This is a genomic window from Polynucleobacter sp. 35-46-11 (genome assembly GCF_002281105.1).
Genome location: NZ_NCFJ01000039.1, coordinates 1 through 15,923, shown reverse-complemented (window position 1 = coordinate 15,923; position 15,923 = coordinate 1). Strand labels below are relative to the sequence as shown.

The following is a 15,923-nucleotide window of genomic DNA, read 5'->3' as shown; positions in this document are numbered from 1 at the left end:
ACAACCATGATCGGATCAAACAAAAACTAAAGGGATTGAGCCCGGTAAATTACCGAACTCAATCCCTCGTGCTAACCTAATTAAACTGTCCAACTTTTGGGGGTCAGTTCAGTACTAGGTGGCTTCTTGGAGCTCATTTTAGTTATCGTAGACTTATTTAGATTTCGTCTTTGACTCTGAAGATTTTCTGAGTTCTTCAATATTTTTCTCAGCAGCATCCGCAACCTGGTTCACAATTTTTCGCCCCTCTTTGAACATTTTTTGACCAGTTGTAGACATCTCATGAACTACCTTAGATAACTTATCAGCATGTCCTGGAATTTTGTCCTCGACATCTTCAAGCCAGCTTACTAAAGAGCTGCGGACTTTTTCTAAATGCTTTTCAGTTCCGTCGGCTGCATCATCCCCAATATCTTTCAGAACAGACTTCACCTTCTTCTGATATACCGTCGCGCGTTTTGCCGCTTCTTTGGTTGCAGACTCCTGAAGCTCTTTGAGCTTGGTAAGGTCATTTTTTGCTGCAGACTTGGCGCTCTCCATGGCATTTTTCATTCCCCATTGAATTTCTTCGAGGTGGTGCGCACTCAGATCTTTGGCAGCATCCAATAATTTATGGGAATAAGCAAATAACTCCTTAGCCTTTTCTTGTTGCCATGCTTGAATATCTTTCTTATCCATTACATCTCTCCCTGAGTTAAATAAATGAACCGATTAATTTGAAGCCTATATTTCTACTCTATACCCAAATGAGAGACTTGCCAATTCCCCGCTGTATTGGCATTAAAATTAAGCCATGAGCGAAAGAAAAAACCCATACGAGATTATTGGTGGCGCAGCAAAGGTTGAGGAATTAGTCGACCGATTTTATGATTTGATGGCGCTAGAAGAGCCCTTCGCAGAGTTGCGAGCTATGCATTCCCAGAACCTATCAAGCTCTCGAGAGAAGCTGAAGCTTTTTTTAACGGGGTGGCTTGGTGGTCCAGATGTCTACTCCCCAAAGTATGGTCACCCAATGCTACGCGCACGACATCTACCTTTCAGAATTGGCTTGAAGGAGCGTAATCAATGGCTGGCCTGCATGTATCGCGCCATGGAAGACTGCGGTATTGATGGACAGATTGGCGCTCAGCTAGAGGAGTCTTTTTTTAATACTGCCGACTGGATGAGAAATCAGCCAAACTAATGCATCTATAGGTTTTAAAAACCTCTAGATAGATTGGGCACAAGCAAAACCGCTAGCCCAAGCCCACTGGAAGTTATGGCCCCCAAGGTGCCCAGTCACATCGACACACTCACCGATGAAATACAAGCCGGGATGATTGCGAGCCATCATGGTTTGACCATCAAGCTCTTTGGTATCAACACCCCCCAACATGACTTCAGCCTTTTTCCAACCCAAGGTTCCTGCAGGTTTTACCGACCAATTAGTAATGAGCTCTTTGAGTGCCTGACGATCCTTCTTGGAAACCTCAGCCCACTTTTTACCCAAGAGATTTTTCTGCTCTGCAAATGCTTTGGCTAAGCGCAATGGCATTACCGAAGCCAAAATATTTTCAGTTAACTTGAGGCGGTTATCTTCATTGTTAAACAGTTCATCACAGCTAAATTGGCCGTGAGCTTCAACAGCACCAAGCCAATCAATATGAATCGCCTCGCCTTCAGTCCAGTAACTGCTGGCCTGTAAGACTGCTGGTCCTGAGAGACCTTTATGGGTCAGCAACAAGTCTTCGTTGAAACGGCAGGCACCGTAACGATTGCCTTTTGAGCCAGCCGCAATACGAACTGGCAAACTCAAACCAGACAACTCAATCAGATTATCAAACTCACCAGAAGTAAATGACAGCGGCACTAATGCAGGTCGTGGATCCACTACCTTCAATCCATATTGCTTGGCGATATCCAAAGAATAGGCTGTTGCGCCAATTGCAGGAACTGGTAAACCACCAGTTGCCATGACTAAAGATGCTGTACGTTCAATACCAGCATTAGTTTTAACGATCCACACGCCCGCCTCATTGGAGATCGACTCTACCTTGACTGGATGACGAATATCAACATGACCCTTAGCGCACTCTCCAAGTAGCATCTCAATAATTTGCTTGGCTGAATCATCGCAAAATAACTGCCCTTGATGTTTCTCATGATAGGCAATGCGATAGGACTGCACTAGCTTGACAAAATCCTTTGCAGAATAACGAGCCAGGGCGCTTTTTACAAAATGGGGGTTGAGGGAAAGAAAGTTAGCTGGGCTGCTATGCAAATTTGTAAAGTTACAGCGACCGCCACCACTAATCCGAATTTTTTCACACAAGATATCAGCGTGATCTAGCACTAAGATTTTTTTGCCCAATTGACCAGCAACTCCCGCACAAAACAGGCCAGCTGCCCCGCCACCAATAATGATGGCATCCCAGACTTTACTCATGATTTACTTAAAGCGCTCAATGACTTCACCTGGAAGATTGAGTTTTTGCATATGGAGGCGGGTATAAGCTTGACGGAAATTCTTGGTCATCGAGATCATGACGGAGGCTGTCCAAGCAAAAGCAAACATGCCCGAGAAGGCAATGATGATTGCTAACATTTTCCAGCCGCTTGGCAGCAGATCATCCATAAAACCCATAGCGGTATAGGTGCTACCACTAAATAAAATACTCTCACCTAAATTGGGCAGAAGATTAAATGCTCGCAGCGAAATACCCCAAAGGATGATCTCAAAAATATGCGTCAAGAATAAACAAAGTACGCTGACATAAAACACAAAAGCTACTGAAGAGTACTTATGCTCTGAAAGGTAGAGAAAAGACTTCACCTCATAGCGCTTTGCAATTTGAAGCAAAGCAAGTCCATGCACCAGCATCACAACTAGTAACATCGCAATACCAAATAAATAGGCTGGTAAATCCAGTTCAGAGCCGAGGGTTACTGTGTTGGCGATAGTCATGGTGTTAATGGTCTTATTTTACAGTTCTCAGGCCAGCTGATACCAGTCACGAATGATTTTCCAAGCTTCCTCAGCAGTTTCTACAAAGTGAATTAAATCCATATCAGCTTGATCTATCACTCCATGCTCAAGCATCTGCTTGAAATTGATCACCTCCTGCCAGAATGACTTCCCGACCAAGATGACTGGAAAACGTTCCACTTTTTTAGTTTGCATTAAGGTCAGCACTTCAAAGAGCTCATCAAAGGAACCAAAACCTCCTGGGTAGGCCACAATTGATCTTGCCCTGAGCATGAAATGCATTTTGCGAATAGCGAAATAGTGAAAACGGAAACTTAAGCCTGGAGTGAGGTAGGGATTGGGATGCTGCTCTCTAGGCAGGCTAATGTTAAAACCAATAGTCTTATCCCCTGCCTCAAACGCACCTCGATTAGCAGCCTCCATAATTCCGGGGCCCCCGCCCGTAGCGATATGCAGCTTATTGCGAGTCTCAGATTGGGTGGAATTGTAGGCCGCCACGATTGCACCAAACTCTCTGGCCGAATCGTAGTATTTACAGTGCAGCAAAGCTCGCTTAGCTTCGGCTATTGCCTCCGGTGTTTTGGCATTCTTTTCTAGCTCATGAGCTGCCTTACAGCTCACAAACCGAGTGGAACCAAATACCGTAATGGTGTGCTCAATGCCTTGCTCATGCAATAAAATCTCGGGCTTTAATAGCTCAAGCTGGAAGCGCAAACCTAAAGTTTCCCGACGAACTAAAAACGCTTGATCGTCAAACGCAAACCGATAGGAGTCCTCAGAGCTCCCTTCTGCTAACTGACCTTTTTGCAGGCTCAGAAAATCAGTGATGGTTTGGGAATTGTTGACGGGGAGCTTGCAACTCATATCACAACCTTTTATTAAATAGTCTATTTTCAATTTAGAGCATATTGGCTAAGTACTGAAGCCAATCCAAGCCTTATGAGACTCAGTATTACCACCTAGAATATTGCATTAATTTGAAATCTAGGGCTAATTTGGATTTACCATCAGCAATTCAGGCGTTAATATTGGGGAATATTAACCAAACCGAAGGAAAAGCAATGAGCAACCGTTCAATCATCATCATGGTACTAGTATTAATTTCTGCCACAGCTTACTTGCTCATCAAAGGCGACGGCGACATTGATATGGGTGGCGAAAAGCATGGTGCTGAAGCAGCTCATATGGAAGAAGCTAAAAAAGATGCACCTGCAGCCCCAGCTGCACCAGCAGCAGCTCCAGCAGCTGACGCTAAGAAATAATCTCTTCTTGAGAATAAAACGCCGCGGTTCGCCGCGGTTTTTTTTCGTCCATTTTTTATTATCTAGCTTGGGGCGCTAATGTGACTGAGTAGGACTTAACAAGAGTAGCTGTGCAAACGCTCTGGAATGACCACATTCTTCCACTCCAGCTCTTCACGAATAGCTTGTGCCAAAACAGCTGACGCCTCAGGCTCTCCATGAACTACAAATACTGACTTGGGTGCTGAATGAAAGCCTCGCAACCAATCCAGTAAACCTGCTTGGTCTGCATGGGCAGACAATCCACCAATAGTATGAATGGATGCTCGCACCACAACCTCTTCGCCGAAGAGGCGAACTTTAGCTGCTTTATCTACTAGGCGACGACCTAAGCTGCCATACGCCTGAAAACCAGTAATCACGATGGCATTTTGTGCTCGAGGCAAATTATTCTGTAGGTGATGAACAATACGACCAGCATCACACATGCCACTCGCAGAAATAATAATTGCCCCACCCTTGATCTTATTAAGCGCTTTAGACTCTTCTACGTCCGCAATGAATCTCAGGTCGACTGCCCCTGGATTTTTTTTGAACCACTCAAAAGTTGACTGCGACTCTTTATCCAGCTCGGCAAAGAAACGTTGGGTTAAATGGGTAGCCGCAGTTGCCATCGGAGAATCTACCCAAATACTCAAATGGGGTAATAAATTTCGCTTTACCAAATCAATTAATAAAAACAGCATCTCTTGCGTCCGACCCACAGCAAATGCAGGAATGACAATGTTTCCATGGGCATTCAAGGTGCTGGTCACCACTTCGATTAATTCAGTCTCGGTATCCGCCAATGTCTTATGCAGGCGATCACCGTAGGTTGACTCGACTACGACGAGATCGGCTTGAGGGATCAGAGTGGGATCAGGCATTAATAGCTTACCCTTCATACCAATATCACCAGAGAAAACACAGCGCTTTTTCTTGGAATAGTCTTCAGTAATATCGATCACCGCAATTGCCGATCCCAGAATATGGCCTGCATTCTGAAACTCTAGATCAATTCCTTGGCTAAGCTCCAAATGTTTTCCATAAGGCAGTATCTCGCATTGCCCAAGAGCTAGCTCTGCTTCTTCCATGGAGTACAAGGCTACTGGCAAGTCTCCGCGCCACTTACCTGCCTTTTGTCTACGTACCGCACGCTCCACATCGGAACGCTGCAGATGAGCGCTATCTGGCAACATAATTTTCAGCAACTCGAATGTCGCATCTGTGCAATAGATCGGACCGGTAAATCCTTGAGCGCACAGTCTCGGCAAGAGACCGCTATGGTCAATATGGGCATGCGTGAGTACAACGAAAGCAATTTCCTTGGGTGAAAACGGGAGTGACTCTAGATTCTTTGCTGTAGCCTCACGCCCGCCCTGGAACATACCAAAGTCAACCATGAACCTCACATCACGCCCACCAATGCTAGCTTCTACAGAATGTCTTGATCCCGTCACCTCACCCGCTGCGCCAAGAAATTGTATTTTCATTTCTTAAGCATACTCCCGATAAAATACATTGTTAAGCCACTCATCTGAGAGATACTATTCACATGAACCCCCCCAAGGAACTGAGATCACTCGAGCTCATTACTCGACTCAAGCGAAAGCCCTCAGAACATAAAGGGGATGCCGGTAAAGTGTTGCTCGTTGGTGGCGCACCCTGCATGGCAGGCGCCCTCATGTTATCTGGCAGCGCTGCGCTTCACTTAGGGGCTGGTTGGACCATCTTAGAAATGCTGGATCCAACTGCCGCTCACGCAATGCCAGAGCAGGCTGAACTCATGGTGCGCTTGGCCAGCTTTAATGCTCAAGAGCAATTAGATACAACCGCGCCCGATGTCATAGCAATTGGTCCAGGCCTGGGTTTCTCTGAGCTTGCGAGAGATTGGCTGATTGCGGCATTGAGATACCCAAAAATTCCACTCGTGATTGATGCAGATGCGCTCAATTTAATCGCCGATACCCCTGAATATTTAGAACTTCTCAAGCAGCGGAATAAAGTGTCTCCAGGCATGACTGTTCTCACACCACATCCTGGAGAGGCAGCCAATCTTCTCAATACTTCTGCAGCAGCTGTTCAAGAAAATCGTCTTGCCGCATTATCCGACTTAGTCACACTCACTGACTCCATCGTCGTTCTGAAGGGTCAACATACTTTGATCGCTTCACCCCTTCAGCAAGCAGTGCAATGCAAGCAAGGTAATCCTGGCATGGCCGTCGGCGGGATGGGTGATGTCCTCACTGGCACTATTGCAGCAATCGCCGCTCAAGGCATACGCCACAGGATCAACCTATGGGAAGCCAGTTGCATTGGAGTTCAGCTCCACGCATCGGCAGCCGATAGCTTGGTGGCCAAACAAATTGGCCCCATTGGGCTTACTCCAACTGAGGTCATCTTAGAGATGCGGAGTCTTCTCAATAAGCTGTTATAAAACAGCATGCAATCAGCCAGCGGAATTCTTCATCATCGGCGTTATATCTACGGCCTTTTAATGGCCGGCCTTGGCTCCGTACTATTTTCCGGAAAAGCGATTCTGATCAAACTCGCTTTTGGCTATGGTGCAAATGCCGAGACCCTAATTGCCTTGAGGATGTTGATGGCCCTTCCCCTCTTTTGGGGAATTTATTGGTGGCAGGCGCGCAGACAGGTGATGAGCCCGCTCACATGGCAAGATCAAATCAAGGTATTTGTCTTGGGATTTATGGGCTACTTTCTCTCTAGTTATCTCGACTTTCTGGGCTTGCAATATATCTCCGTAGGGCTGGAGCGCATTGTTCTGTATCTCACACCAACCATCGTGCTGCTGATCTCTTATTTTGTATTGAATAAACCTATTAGTCGCTTGCAATGGTATGCACTCGTAGTGGGTTACCTGGGTGTCATTGTAGTATTCATCCAAGATGCCAACTCTACTGGATCAATGGCTATTCTGGGGATGTTGCTGATCTTTGCTAGCGCATGCTCATATGCAATCTACATGATTGGATCTGGTGAAATGGTAAAGCGTGTGGGGAGTGTGCGCATGGTGGTCTATGCCAGCTCCGCATCAGCGCTGATGAGCGTCATTCAAATTCTAATTTACGATCCTAGGGCTGTATTTACGCAAGTACAGCAAATCTACTGGCTCAGCCTTCTCAACGCGAGCCTGTGTACCGTCATTCCGATGTTATTAATCATGATTGCGATTAATCGCATTGGATCGCCACTAGTTGCTCAAGCTGGAATACTAGGCCCTGTCTCAACACTGTTTATGGGTTGGATCGTACTGTCCGAACCTATTACCTGGATTCAGCTTAGTGGAATGAGTTTAGTAATCGGGGCGATGTGGTTGCTGGTACGCAACGATGCCCCTAGAAAGCAAAAGGGACCCAATTCCACAAAGTCCTTAGACCTTGAGGGATCTGACCCCTTAAATTAGCGGCGCAGTGTAGTGCTACTAATTTACTGCTGAGTGGCTGCCGGCTCTTGAGCTGCCTTGGCTTTCTTTTTGGATTTTTTCTTAGACTTCTTCTCTGCTTTTTTATCTTTCTTTGACTTTTTAGCAGTCTTTTTTGCAGCCTTCTCTGGCTGAGCGGCAGGCGTAGCTGGAGTTGCGGGTACTGCCGCAGGGGCAGCTGCAGGGGTACCTACTGGAGCTGGATCTGCTGCCATCACAGTAAGAGGCGACAAACCAATTGAGGTAGAAATGAGCACAGCCAAAGTCAGTTTTGCAAAGTGAGTTTTCATTTAAGGCTCCAATGGATTTGTAGATGTTTTAATAATACCCAATAAACTGTCAAAAATACTTCATTTAACCAAGGCGTCCCTATGAACTCTTTTCCTGCTGATATCTATACAGAGCCTCAGGGATACTCGATCAATACCCTAGAAAACCTGGGACCCCTCACCCGGCTTGCCGGTATTTGGGAAGGTCAACGGGGTTTGGATATCAAACCCAAAGCTGAAGGTCCAAAGAAGCAGGTGTACACCGAGCGCATTGAGATGCAGCCAATTGATCCACAAACCAATGGACCGCAATTATTTTATGGCTTGCGCTATCACTTGCATATCACCAAACCAGATCAAGTCAAAACTTATCATGATCAGGTTGGCTACTGGCTTTGGGAACCTGCAACCGGATCCATTATTCACACTCTCACCATTCCCCGCGGCATGATTACCATGGCGACAGGAAAGGCGTCCGCTAATGCAACTCAGTTTGAGTGCGTTGCCAAGATTGATGATCCGACCGCCGGAATTTCTTCCAACCCTTTTTTAGACTACGCCTTCAAGACAATTGAATACCGCATCATGGTGACGATCCTAGAGGACGGCACCTGGTCTTACGAACAAGATACGATAATGATGATTAAAGGTCAGGCCGAACCTTTTCATCACCTCGATACCAATGTGTTAACTAAGGTAGGTGAAGCAACGCCTAACCCGCTTGCACTTGAGGTAATGAAAAAGCCGTCCTAAGACGGCCTTTTCAGTTGAGTACTTATGCTAATTAAGCTGGCTGCGCTTCAGTCTCAGTAATCTTTTCTAGGGCTGTTGCAAGATGACCAACTGCACGATCAACGTGAGCCAACTTCTCTAGGCCAAATAAACCAATACGGAAGGTACGGAAGTCTGGACGCTCATCACACTGCAGCGGTACGCCTGCAGCGGTTTGCAAACCGAGAGCAATAAACTTCTTGCCTGATTGAATATCTGGATCTTTGGTATAGCTCACCACTACGCCAGGAGACTGAAAGCCTTTTGCTGAAACTGAGTGATAGCCATTTGATACCAATAAAGCACGAACCTTGTCACCCAACTCTTGCTGCTTCGCCTTGAGCGCAGCAAAGCCTAGAGCCTGAGTTTCTTTCATCACATTGCGTAAGATTTTGAGCGCATCTGTAGGCATGGTGGTGTGATACACATGACCACCCTTTTCATAGGCCTCCATAATTTGAAGCCACTTCTTCAGATCCATTGAGAAGCTGCTGCTCTGAGTAGATTCAATACGCTCGCGTGCTCTATCACCCATGGCGATCAATGCACAGCAAGGTGAGCTACTCCAACCTTTTTGAGGCGCAGTGATCAATACATCTACATTGCAAGCCTTCATGTCCACCCACATTGCGCCTGACGCGATGCAGTCGAGTACAAATAAACCATTGACTGAGCGAACAGCTTCACCAACAGCTTTAAGGTAGTCATCCGGCAAGATGATGCCGGCAGAAGTTTCTACGTGAGGGGCGAAAACAACCGCAGGCTTTTCTTTCTTAATGAAAGCCACCACCTCTTCAATTGGCGCTGGTGCAAAAACACCCTGCGTTGCATTCTCCAATTGCTTACCCTTGATAACGGTAATGTCCTGGGTAATGTTGGCGAGATCAAAAATCTGAGTCCAGCGGTAACTAAACCAGCCGTTACGTAAGACCAGGCACTTTTCATTATTAGCAAATTGACGCGCAACCGCTTCCATACCAAAAGTACCGCTACCAGGAACAATGACTGCAGTGCTAGCGTTATAAGCATCCTTGAGGACGCCAGAAATATCCACCATGACTTTTTTGAACTCTTCAGACATGTGGTTTAGTGAGCGATCGGTATAAACAACTGAGAACTCTAAAAGACCGTCTGGATCAACATTCGGGAGTAAACCTGGCATAGTAATTTCCTAGTAAATCGTGTGATTAGCCCTAAATGATACTGATTTAGCGCTGTTTGGGTACTTAGCCCTTAAAAACGGGCTTTTTGGGCAAATGAAGGGGGTTACCTGCATTTCTTCGTTGCGGAAGAAACCAGAATACCAAATACAATGAGAGTAAAGGCAAGGCCGTGGAAGAGCTGGGGTGGGTCCCCCAAGATAGCAGCTGAGAGTAGTGCTGTGAATAAGGGAATCAGGTTGGCAAAGAACCCTGCTACCGTAGGTCCAGCGCCATTGACCCCTAAACCCCAGCAACGATAGGCAATCAAAGATGGTCCAATTGCGACAAAGAGGATCAATGAGCCAGTCCAGTAATTCAGATCAATAAAAGCGTGTCCAGTAGCAATCTCCGCACCCTCGAACAACATCGTCCACATGAAGCCGATCAATACTTGGGCCATCAAGAACTCAGCCCAAGGCCACTGCCGCTCGTTACTCTTACCAGGTTGACTAATCATCCAGCTATAAAAAGCCCAAAGGATTGTGGCAAACATGATGAGCAAATCACCCATCACCACTTCCATGCTCAAGAGGCTGGCAGGCTCACCGCGGGTTAAGACCACAGTTACTCCGACCAAAGAAACCACCGCCCCTAAGAGCTGCAAAAGTGATGGCTTGACCTTATAAAAGACGGCGCCGATAAAAAGCATCCAAATGGGCATGCTGGCACCGATCAGGGTCACGTTAATCGCTGTCGAGGTTTGCAAGGCAAGATAAAGCAGGACGTTATAACTGCCCACCCCTAAGAGTCCCAACACCAAGAAGCGACCCTTGTTTTGCCAAAGTGAACTACCCGGTTTAAAAATTTGCCATCCAAAAGGAAGCAATAGGACAGCCGCTAAACCCCAGCGAACCGCACTTAAGGTGATCGGTGAAATACTACCGACCAGAACCCTTCCGGCTATCGCATTACCTGCCCACAAGGCAGTCGCCAGTGACAAATAAAACACAGTGGACAAAGGGATATGAGGCATTCGGGAGGATTTAGGCTAGAAATGGGTATTTTGAGCCCTAAGAAGGACTTTCCCTAAGCATTGTAGAAACAAATGCTCGGTATTGCTAAGATAGAGCTTAAATTAGCGTCAGATACTGACATTGGCAACACATAAAGGGGTTTTAGTGACAATCATCACCAATATTGAAGATTTACGAGTTCTGCATCAAAAACGCACCCCTAAGATGTTCTATGACTATGCCGACTCTGGCTCATGGACTGAATCTACTTACCGAGCCAACGAATCCGATTTTCAGAAGATCAAATTACGTCAACGTGTTGCCGTAGATATGACTAATCGCACCACCAAAACAACCATGGTGGGTCAAGAGGTCGCAATGCCAGTAGCACTTGCACCAACTGGATTAACTGGCATGCAACATGCTGACGGTGAAATTTTGGCTGCCCGTGCTGCAGAGAAATTTGGCGTTCCTTTCTGCCTCTCCACGATGAGTATTTGCTCCATTGAAGATGTAGCAGAGCGCACCACTAAACCATTTTGGTTTCAGCTCTATGTCATGAAAGACCGCGGCTTTATTGAGCGTCTCATTGAGCGCGCCAAATCAGCAAAGTGTTCCGCGCTGGTATTGACTTTGGATTTACAAATCCTCGGTCAACGTCATAAAGATTTAAAAAATGGTTTGTCTGCCCCTCCAAAGCTAACCATTGCCAACATGATCAATATGATGACCAAGCCACGCTGGTGCATGGGCATGGCTATGACTCCGCGCAGAACCTTTCGCAATATTGTTGGTCACGCCACTGGTGTTGGCAATATGTCCTCCCTCTCCTCTTGGACGGCTGAGCAGTTTGATCCAGGTCTCAGCTGGGATGATGTGGAGTGGATTAAAAAACTGTGGGGTGGCAAGTTAATTATCAAAGGCATCTTGGATGAAGAGGATGCCCGCTTTGCCGCAAACTCTGGCGCAGATGCATTGATCGTTTCGAACCATGGCGGCCGTCAATTAGATGGCGCTATTTCCAGCATCAAGGCATTGCCTGGCATCGTCAATGCCGTTGGTAAAGACATTGAGGTTTGGATGGATGGCGGCATTCGGTCAGGCCAGGATGTTTTGAAGGCTTGGGCATTGGGTGCACGTGGCACGATGATTGGTCGCCCCTTCCTCTATGGCTTGGGTGCCATGGGCGAAGCTGGTGTTACTAAATGTCTAGACATTATTCATAATGAATTGGATATCACCATGGCCTTTACAGGTCACCGTGACATTCACAATGTGACTAAGGATATTTTGTATCCGGGAACTTTTTAATATTCCACACTTAGCCAATTACCCCGTACTGGTTTTTTTCATATCTGCTGTAGTCCTATCGGGCTCAGTGTGGTTTGGCTATGCGGTACTGAGCAAATACCGCACTAAAGATACCGAGACCTCAGCGGACTTAGGCATTATTCAGACGGCAACACTAACCTTGCTGGGCTTGATCATCGGCTTTACCTTTTCAATGGCGATCGCGCGATACGATTTGAGACAGACTTATGAAGAGGCTGAGGCAAATGCGATTGGGACTGAATTCTTGCGAGCAGATCTTTTGCCCAGCAATACTGCACAGAGCATCAAAGGGTTGCTCAACGAATACTTAGATCAGCGCATCTTGTTTTACTCTAAGCAAGATAGAGAGACAGCAAAACAAATTACTCAGCGTACTCTTGCGCTTGAAAATGCGATGTGGAATGAGTTGCTCCCCGTGGCACGAACACAGTCAACTCCCACTATTGCGCTAGTGATCTCCGGAATGAATGATGTCATTAACACCCAAGGCTACACTCAGGCAGCTTGGTGGAATCGCATCCCCGCTGCTGCATGGTGGCTGATGGCAGCAATCGCAGTTGGTGCCAATATCTTGGTAGGTTTTGGCGCACGGAACTTTAGACGCAATGTTGGCCTCTTTATGATTTTCCCAACAATGATTTCCACCTCCTTCTTTTTGATTGCAGACATTGATAGCCCTCGTGGTGGCGTTATCCGTATAGATCCACGAAATTTGATTAATTTAAAACACAATATGAACTCTGCACAGAGATCCATACCCACCATAGGTCTTACAAAATGAAGCGCGTTGTAGATGTATATAAAGATAGGGGTCGCGAGCTCGTGTGGACCTATGTCATTCACCTTGGCAATCTGGAGTTTCATCCGGCTCAAATTGATTTTGAACAAGAAGCCCTCAGACTTTCTCAGATTGATAAACGCGGCACCCCGAATGAGTTGAGCGCTAGAGCTAGACTTACCATTAGATAATTTTTACCTCAGTTCCGATATATGAAACCTTTAAGCAAAAAAGCTAAGATGGCAGTTGGATGGACCATCTTAATGACCGTCACTGGTACAGCCATGCTTCATCAATGGGAATTCTTTGCGATGGGATGTGCATCTATCGCTATGCTTCTCGTGGCTAACCACTATGACCTCTTAAAAGATCCTGACGATAAAAAGTAAGGCCCCATCTTTCGATAGAGGCCTTGATCGATCTTTACATTAGAGTGCTGGGTAGTCCGTATACCCTACTTCTGCTCCACCATAAAACGTTGCACGGTTATAAGCATTTAGAGCCGCGCCTTGCTGGAAACGCTCCGCTAAATCTGGATTAGCAATATACAAACGTCCATAGGCGACTGCATCGGCTAAACCAGCCTCAAGCACAGCCTCGCCCATAGCTTGATCATATCCACCGGCACTAATAAATTGACCTTGATAGACTGCTCGGAACATCTCTGAAGTCAGCGGTGCCCCTGCGTTCACTTGATCATTGCCACCAGCACTAGTAGAGCGTGGCTCAATCATATGTACATAGGAAAGCTTGTAGTTGTTGAGTTTTTGAATCACCGCAGTGAACAAAGCGACTGGATCGCTATCAGCCATATCATTAAAGCTACCGTATGGTGATAGGCGCACACCGATACGATCACTTGGGTAGACCTTAGCAACAGATTCAACAACCTCACCCAATAAACGAATACGGTTTTCGATTGAACCACCGTAGCCATCAGTGCGTTGATTGGTTTTATCTTGCAAGAACTGATCTAGCAAGTAACCGTTCGCAGAGTGAATTTCCACACCATCAAAACCGGCTGCTTTTGCATTGGCAGCAGCCAATTCAAAATCTTTGAGAAGCCCGGCAATATCTTCAGTTGTCATTGCCTTTGGAATTTCATAATCGTGCAACTTCCAATCGGCGCCATACGTTTGGCCAGCGGGTGCAATTGCAGATGGCGCTTCCGGCAAACCCTGCTCAGGGTGCAAAGATGAATGAGAAATACGACCCACATGCCATAGCTGAGCCACCATCTTGCCGCCTTTGGCATGTACCGCACCCACAATCTCTTTCCATGCAGCAGTTTGCTCAGCAGAATAAATTCCAGGAGTTGCTGGATAGCCTTTTCCAAGCGGAGAGATTTGTGTGGCCTCACTAATGATCAGACCAGCAGTCGCCCTTTGCTCATAATATGTTTTTGCCAGTGGATTTGGCACATCCCCTTCAATAGCGCGCATTCTGGTAAGTGGCGCCATCACAAGACGGTTCTTTAGCTCAATAGAGCCAAGCTTGACGGGGGTAAACATGATTTCTTTTCCGGACATGAGACTCTTTCTGTTTTACTGATAAAAATTATTGAATGCTGACTGTAGCAAGAAAGATCACTTCTTGCTTACTCCTTGCGCAAACCCTTAACTGCCCCACGCCCGCTCTTTGCACCTCGCTTAAAGCGAGCTTGTATGCAATCAGAGAAGGCCTGAAACTCCTCTAAGTGGGCAGTAGAAGAGCGGGCCACTAAAGCAATCACCCGCTTTGGTGCAGGGGGAGCCAGTGGGCGAGCCTCTAAGCTGGTGCCATTTAACAAGCCGCCTCTCACTGCCATCTCCGGAAGCAATGCTATCCCCATTCCAGAGTCCACCATCTGGAGCAGAGTGAGCAAACTGGTCGCCTCCATTCCATCCGCCTTACGAATATCTGAGCGCTTACAGGCTTGCAGTGTGTGTTCACGCAAGCAGTGCCCTTCCTCTAAAAGCAATAGTCTCTCGGCCATTTTTGCGGGTAGTTGAATTTCTTTCCCTTTCAGGGCTGGATCATCCTCTCGGGCAACCAACCAAAACTCATCATCAAATAACTCTTTAACCAATAAGCCTGAGGTTTCATAAGGTAAAGCAATCAGAATGAAATCCAATTGATGCTCGGCCAGTCTAGTTAACAGATTAGCCGTCAGGTCTTCTCTCAAGGCAATTTTGAGACTGGGGAAACGGGTACGAATATCAGGCATGACGTTAGGCAATAAGAACGGTGCAATCGTTGGGATCACACCAAGCCGAATAGTTCCAGCCATTGGCTTACCAACAGCGTCGGCGTATTCCACCAGATCTTGAGAGGATGCCAAGATTGCCTTAGATCTCTCTAAAATTTCCAAGCCAATTGGGGTGATGGCCACATTTTGGCGATCTCGCTCCACTAAGCGAACTCCTAGACCGTCCTCAAGCTCTTTTAAGCCCGCACTCAAGGTAGATTGACCTACAAAGCAAGCCTCTGCAGCACGAGTGAAATTGAGCTCCTGAGCAATAGCTACAAAATAACGAAGTTGACGTAATGAAGGTAGAGCAGCCATGATTTCAAAAAGTCCCTATAATCAATTTATTAGATAAATAATATCATTATTATTTATTGGACTGATTATCTTTTGAGGTTCAGAATTCATTCCATGGTGTTTAAGCACCATTTACAAATCAATATGAAAAGGAATGAAAAAATGGCACGTCCAGAAATTAAAACCATCCAAAACTTAGAGTCTGCATTTGCAGGTGAATCTATGGCACACATTAAATATCGCTACTTTGCAAAATTAGCGCGCGCTGCCGGCGATATCGAAACCGCTGAAATCTTTGAGGCAACTGCTGATCAAGAAGTCATGCACGCCTTTGGTCACCTAGACTTACTCCACCCTGCCAATACGATTACCCCAGCTCGCGCCTTAGAGATCGCAATCGAGGGTGA

Annotated in this window: 21 protein-coding genes; 11 read left to right on the top strand and 10 right to left on the bottom strand. The window is 46.4% G+C overall.

Features of this window, described 5'->3' with window-relative positions; translation table 11 throughout:
• On the top strand, window positions 1–80 hold an 80-nt coding region (locus B7Y67_RS05170), incomplete at its 5' end, for an IS3 family transposase (RefSeq protein WP_293597691.1).
• Between the two features lie 73 nt (window positions 81–153).
• On the opposite strand, the gene B7Y67_RS05165 is transcribed toward B7Y67_RS05170, so the two are convergent.
• Window positions 154–678, bottom strand: a complete 525-nt coding sequence (locus B7Y67_RS05165; RefSeq protein ID WP_293597690.1) for a phasin family protein — start codon at window positions 676–678, stop codon at window positions 154–156.
• A 115-nt stretch (window positions 679–793) separates the two neighbouring features.
• Between B7Y67_RS05165 and B7Y67_RS05160 the strand changes: the two genes are divergently transcribed.
• A complete protein-coding gene (locus B7Y67_RS05160) occupies window positions 794–1,183 on the top strand; it encodes a group II truncated hemoglobin (protein WP_293597689.1) in 390 nt (129 codons plus the stop codon).
• A gap of 24 nt (window positions 1,184–1,207) precedes the next feature.
• Here the strand turns inward: B7Y67_RS05160 and B7Y67_RS05155 are convergent, their stop codons facing one another.
• The 3 genes from B7Y67_RS05155 to B7Y67_RS05145 are packed head-to-tail and all read right to left on the bottom strand — an operon-like array spanning window position 1,208 to window position 3,829.
• Window positions 1,208–2,425 (bottom strand): aminoacetone oxidase family FAD-binding enzyme, encoded by a 1,218-nt coding sequence (locus B7Y67_RS05155; protein WP_293597688.1) that lies wholly within the window; start codon window positions 2,423–2,425, stop codon window positions 1,208–1,210.
• Between the two features lie 3 nt (window positions 2,426–2,428).
• On the bottom strand, window positions 2,429–2,944 hold the full coding sequence (locus tag B7Y67_RS05150) for a hypothetical protein (protein WP_293597687.1): 516 nt from the start codon (window positions 2,942–2,944) through the stop codon (window positions 2,429–2,431).
• Between the two features lie 27 nt (window positions 2,945–2,971).
• Window positions 2,972–3,829 (bottom strand): LOG family protein, encoded by an 858-nt coding sequence (locus B7Y67_RS05145; RefSeq protein ID WP_293597686.1) that lies wholly within the window; start codon window positions 3,827–3,829, stop codon window positions 2,972–2,974.
• A gap of 197 nt (window positions 3,830–4,026) precedes the next feature.
• Here B7Y67_RS05145 and B7Y67_RS05140 point away from each other — a divergent pair, with 197 nt between their 5' ends.
• On the top strand, window positions 4,027–4,227 hold the full coding sequence (locus tag B7Y67_RS05140) for a hypothetical protein (RefSeq protein ID WP_293597685.1): 201 nt from the start codon (window positions 4,027–4,029) through the stop codon (window positions 4,225–4,227).
• A 95-nt stretch (window positions 4,228–4,322) separates the two neighbouring features.
• On the opposite strand, the gene B7Y67_RS05135 is transcribed toward B7Y67_RS05140, so the two are convergent.
• Window positions 4,323–5,738: an MBL fold metallo-hydrolase RNA specificity domain-containing protein gene (locus B7Y67_RS05135; protein ID WP_293597684.1), complete on the bottom strand. Its 1,416-nt coding sequence runs from the start codon at window positions 5,736–5,738 to the stop codon at window positions 4,323–4,325.
• A 62-nt stretch (window positions 5,739–5,800) separates the two neighbouring features.
• Between B7Y67_RS05135 and B7Y67_RS05130 the strand changes: the two genes are divergently transcribed.
• Together B7Y67_RS05130 and B7Y67_RS05125 are read left to right on the top strand one after the other, a co-directional pair.
• Window positions 5,801–6,682 (top strand): NAD(P)H-hydrate dehydratase, encoded by an 882-nt coding sequence (locus B7Y67_RS05130; RefSeq protein WP_293597683.1) that lies wholly within the window; start codon window positions 5,801–5,803, stop codon window positions 6,680–6,682.
• Window positions 6,683–6,688: 6 nt separating this feature from the next.
• Window positions 6,689–7,669 (top strand): DMT family transporter, encoded by a 981-nt coding sequence (locus tag B7Y67_RS05125; RefSeq protein WP_293597682.1) that lies wholly within the window; start codon window positions 6,689–6,691, stop codon window positions 7,667–7,669.
• Window positions 7,670–7,692: 23 nt separating this feature from the next.
• Here B7Y67_RS05125 and B7Y67_RS05120 read toward each other — a convergent pair whose 3' ends face one another.
• On the bottom strand, window positions 7,693–7,977 hold the full coding sequence (locus B7Y67_RS05120; protein ID WP_293597681.1) for a protein tyrosine phosphatase: 285 nt from the start codon (window positions 7,975–7,977) through the stop codon (window positions 7,693–7,695).
• A gap of 81 nt (window positions 7,978–8,058) precedes the next feature.
• Here B7Y67_RS05120 and B7Y67_RS05115 point away from each other — a divergent pair, with 81 nt between their 5' ends.
• Window positions 8,059–8,709, top strand: a complete 651-nt coding sequence (locus B7Y67_RS05115) for a heme-binding beta-barrel domain-containing protein (protein ID WP_293597680.1) — start codon at window positions 8,059–8,061, stop codon at window positions 8,707–8,709.
• A 31-nt stretch (window positions 8,710–8,740) separates the two neighbouring features.
• Here B7Y67_RS05115 and B7Y67_RS05110 read toward each other — a convergent pair whose 3' ends face one another.
• Window positions 8,741–9,889 (bottom strand): aminotransferase class V-fold PLP-dependent enzyme, encoded by a 1,149-nt coding sequence (locus B7Y67_RS05110; protein WP_293597679.1) that lies wholly within the window; start codon window positions 9,887–9,889, stop codon window positions 8,741–8,743.
• Between the two features lie 104 nt (window positions 9,890–9,993).
• The gene (locus tag B7Y67_RS05105; RefSeq protein WP_293597678.1) at window positions 9,994–10,902 is read right to left on the bottom strand and encodes a DMT family transporter; all 909 of its coding nucleotides are present in this window, start codon (window positions 10,900–10,902) and stop codon (window positions 9,994–9,996) included.
• A gap of 145 nt (window positions 10,903–11,047) precedes the next feature.
• Between B7Y67_RS05105 and B7Y67_RS05100 the strand changes: the two genes are divergently transcribed.
• The 4 genes from B7Y67_RS05100 (at window position 11,048) to B7Y67_RS05085 (ending at window position 13,381) form a co-directional block, all read left to right on the top strand.
• Window positions 11,048–12,193, top strand: coding sequence for an alpha-hydroxy acid oxidase (locus B7Y67_RS05100; RefSeq protein ID WP_293597677.1), 1,146 nt, complete (start codon window positions 11,048–11,050; stop codon window positions 12,191–12,193).
• A gap of 67 nt (window positions 12,194–12,260) precedes the next feature.
• Window positions 12,261–12,995: a hypothetical protein gene (locus B7Y67_RS05095; protein WP_293597676.1), complete on the top strand. Its 735-nt coding sequence runs from the start codon at window positions 12,261–12,263 to the stop codon at window positions 12,993–12,995.
• Complete coding sequence (locus tag B7Y67_RS05090; RefSeq protein WP_293597675.1) at window positions 12,992–13,183, top strand: hypothetical protein; 192 nt, start codon at window positions 12,992–12,994, stop codon at window positions 13,181–13,183. Before B7Y67_RS05095 ends, B7Y67_RS05090 begins: the two co-directional genes overlap by 4 nt.
• Window positions 13,184–13,231: 48 nt before the next feature.
• On the top strand, window positions 13,232–13,381 hold the full coding sequence (locus B7Y67_RS05085; protein ID WP_293597674.1) for a hypothetical protein: 150 nt from the start codon (window positions 13,232–13,234) through the stop codon (window positions 13,379–13,381).
• Between the two features lie 39 nt (window positions 13,382–13,420).
• On the opposite strand, the gene B7Y67_RS05080 is transcribed toward B7Y67_RS05085, so the two are convergent.
• Together B7Y67_RS05080 and B7Y67_RS05075 are read right to left on the bottom strand one after the other, a co-directional pair.
• Window positions 13,421–14,521, bottom strand: a complete 1,101-nt coding sequence (locus B7Y67_RS05080; RefSeq protein WP_293597673.1) for an alkene reductase — start codon at window positions 14,519–14,521, stop codon at window positions 13,421–13,423.
• A gap of 68 nt (window positions 14,522–14,589) precedes the next feature.
• On the bottom strand, window positions 14,590–15,537 hold the full coding sequence (locus tag B7Y67_RS05075; protein ID WP_293597672.1) for a hydrogen peroxide-inducible genes activator: 948 nt from the start codon (window positions 15,535–15,537) through the stop codon (window positions 14,590–14,592).
• Window positions 15,538–15,630: 93 nt separating this feature from the next.
• Between B7Y67_RS05075 and B7Y67_RS05070 the strand changes: the two genes are divergently transcribed.
• Window positions 15,631–15,923: ferritin family protein (locus tag B7Y67_RS05070; protein ID WP_293597671.1), on the top strand; the 293-nt coding region annotated here is incomplete at its 3' end.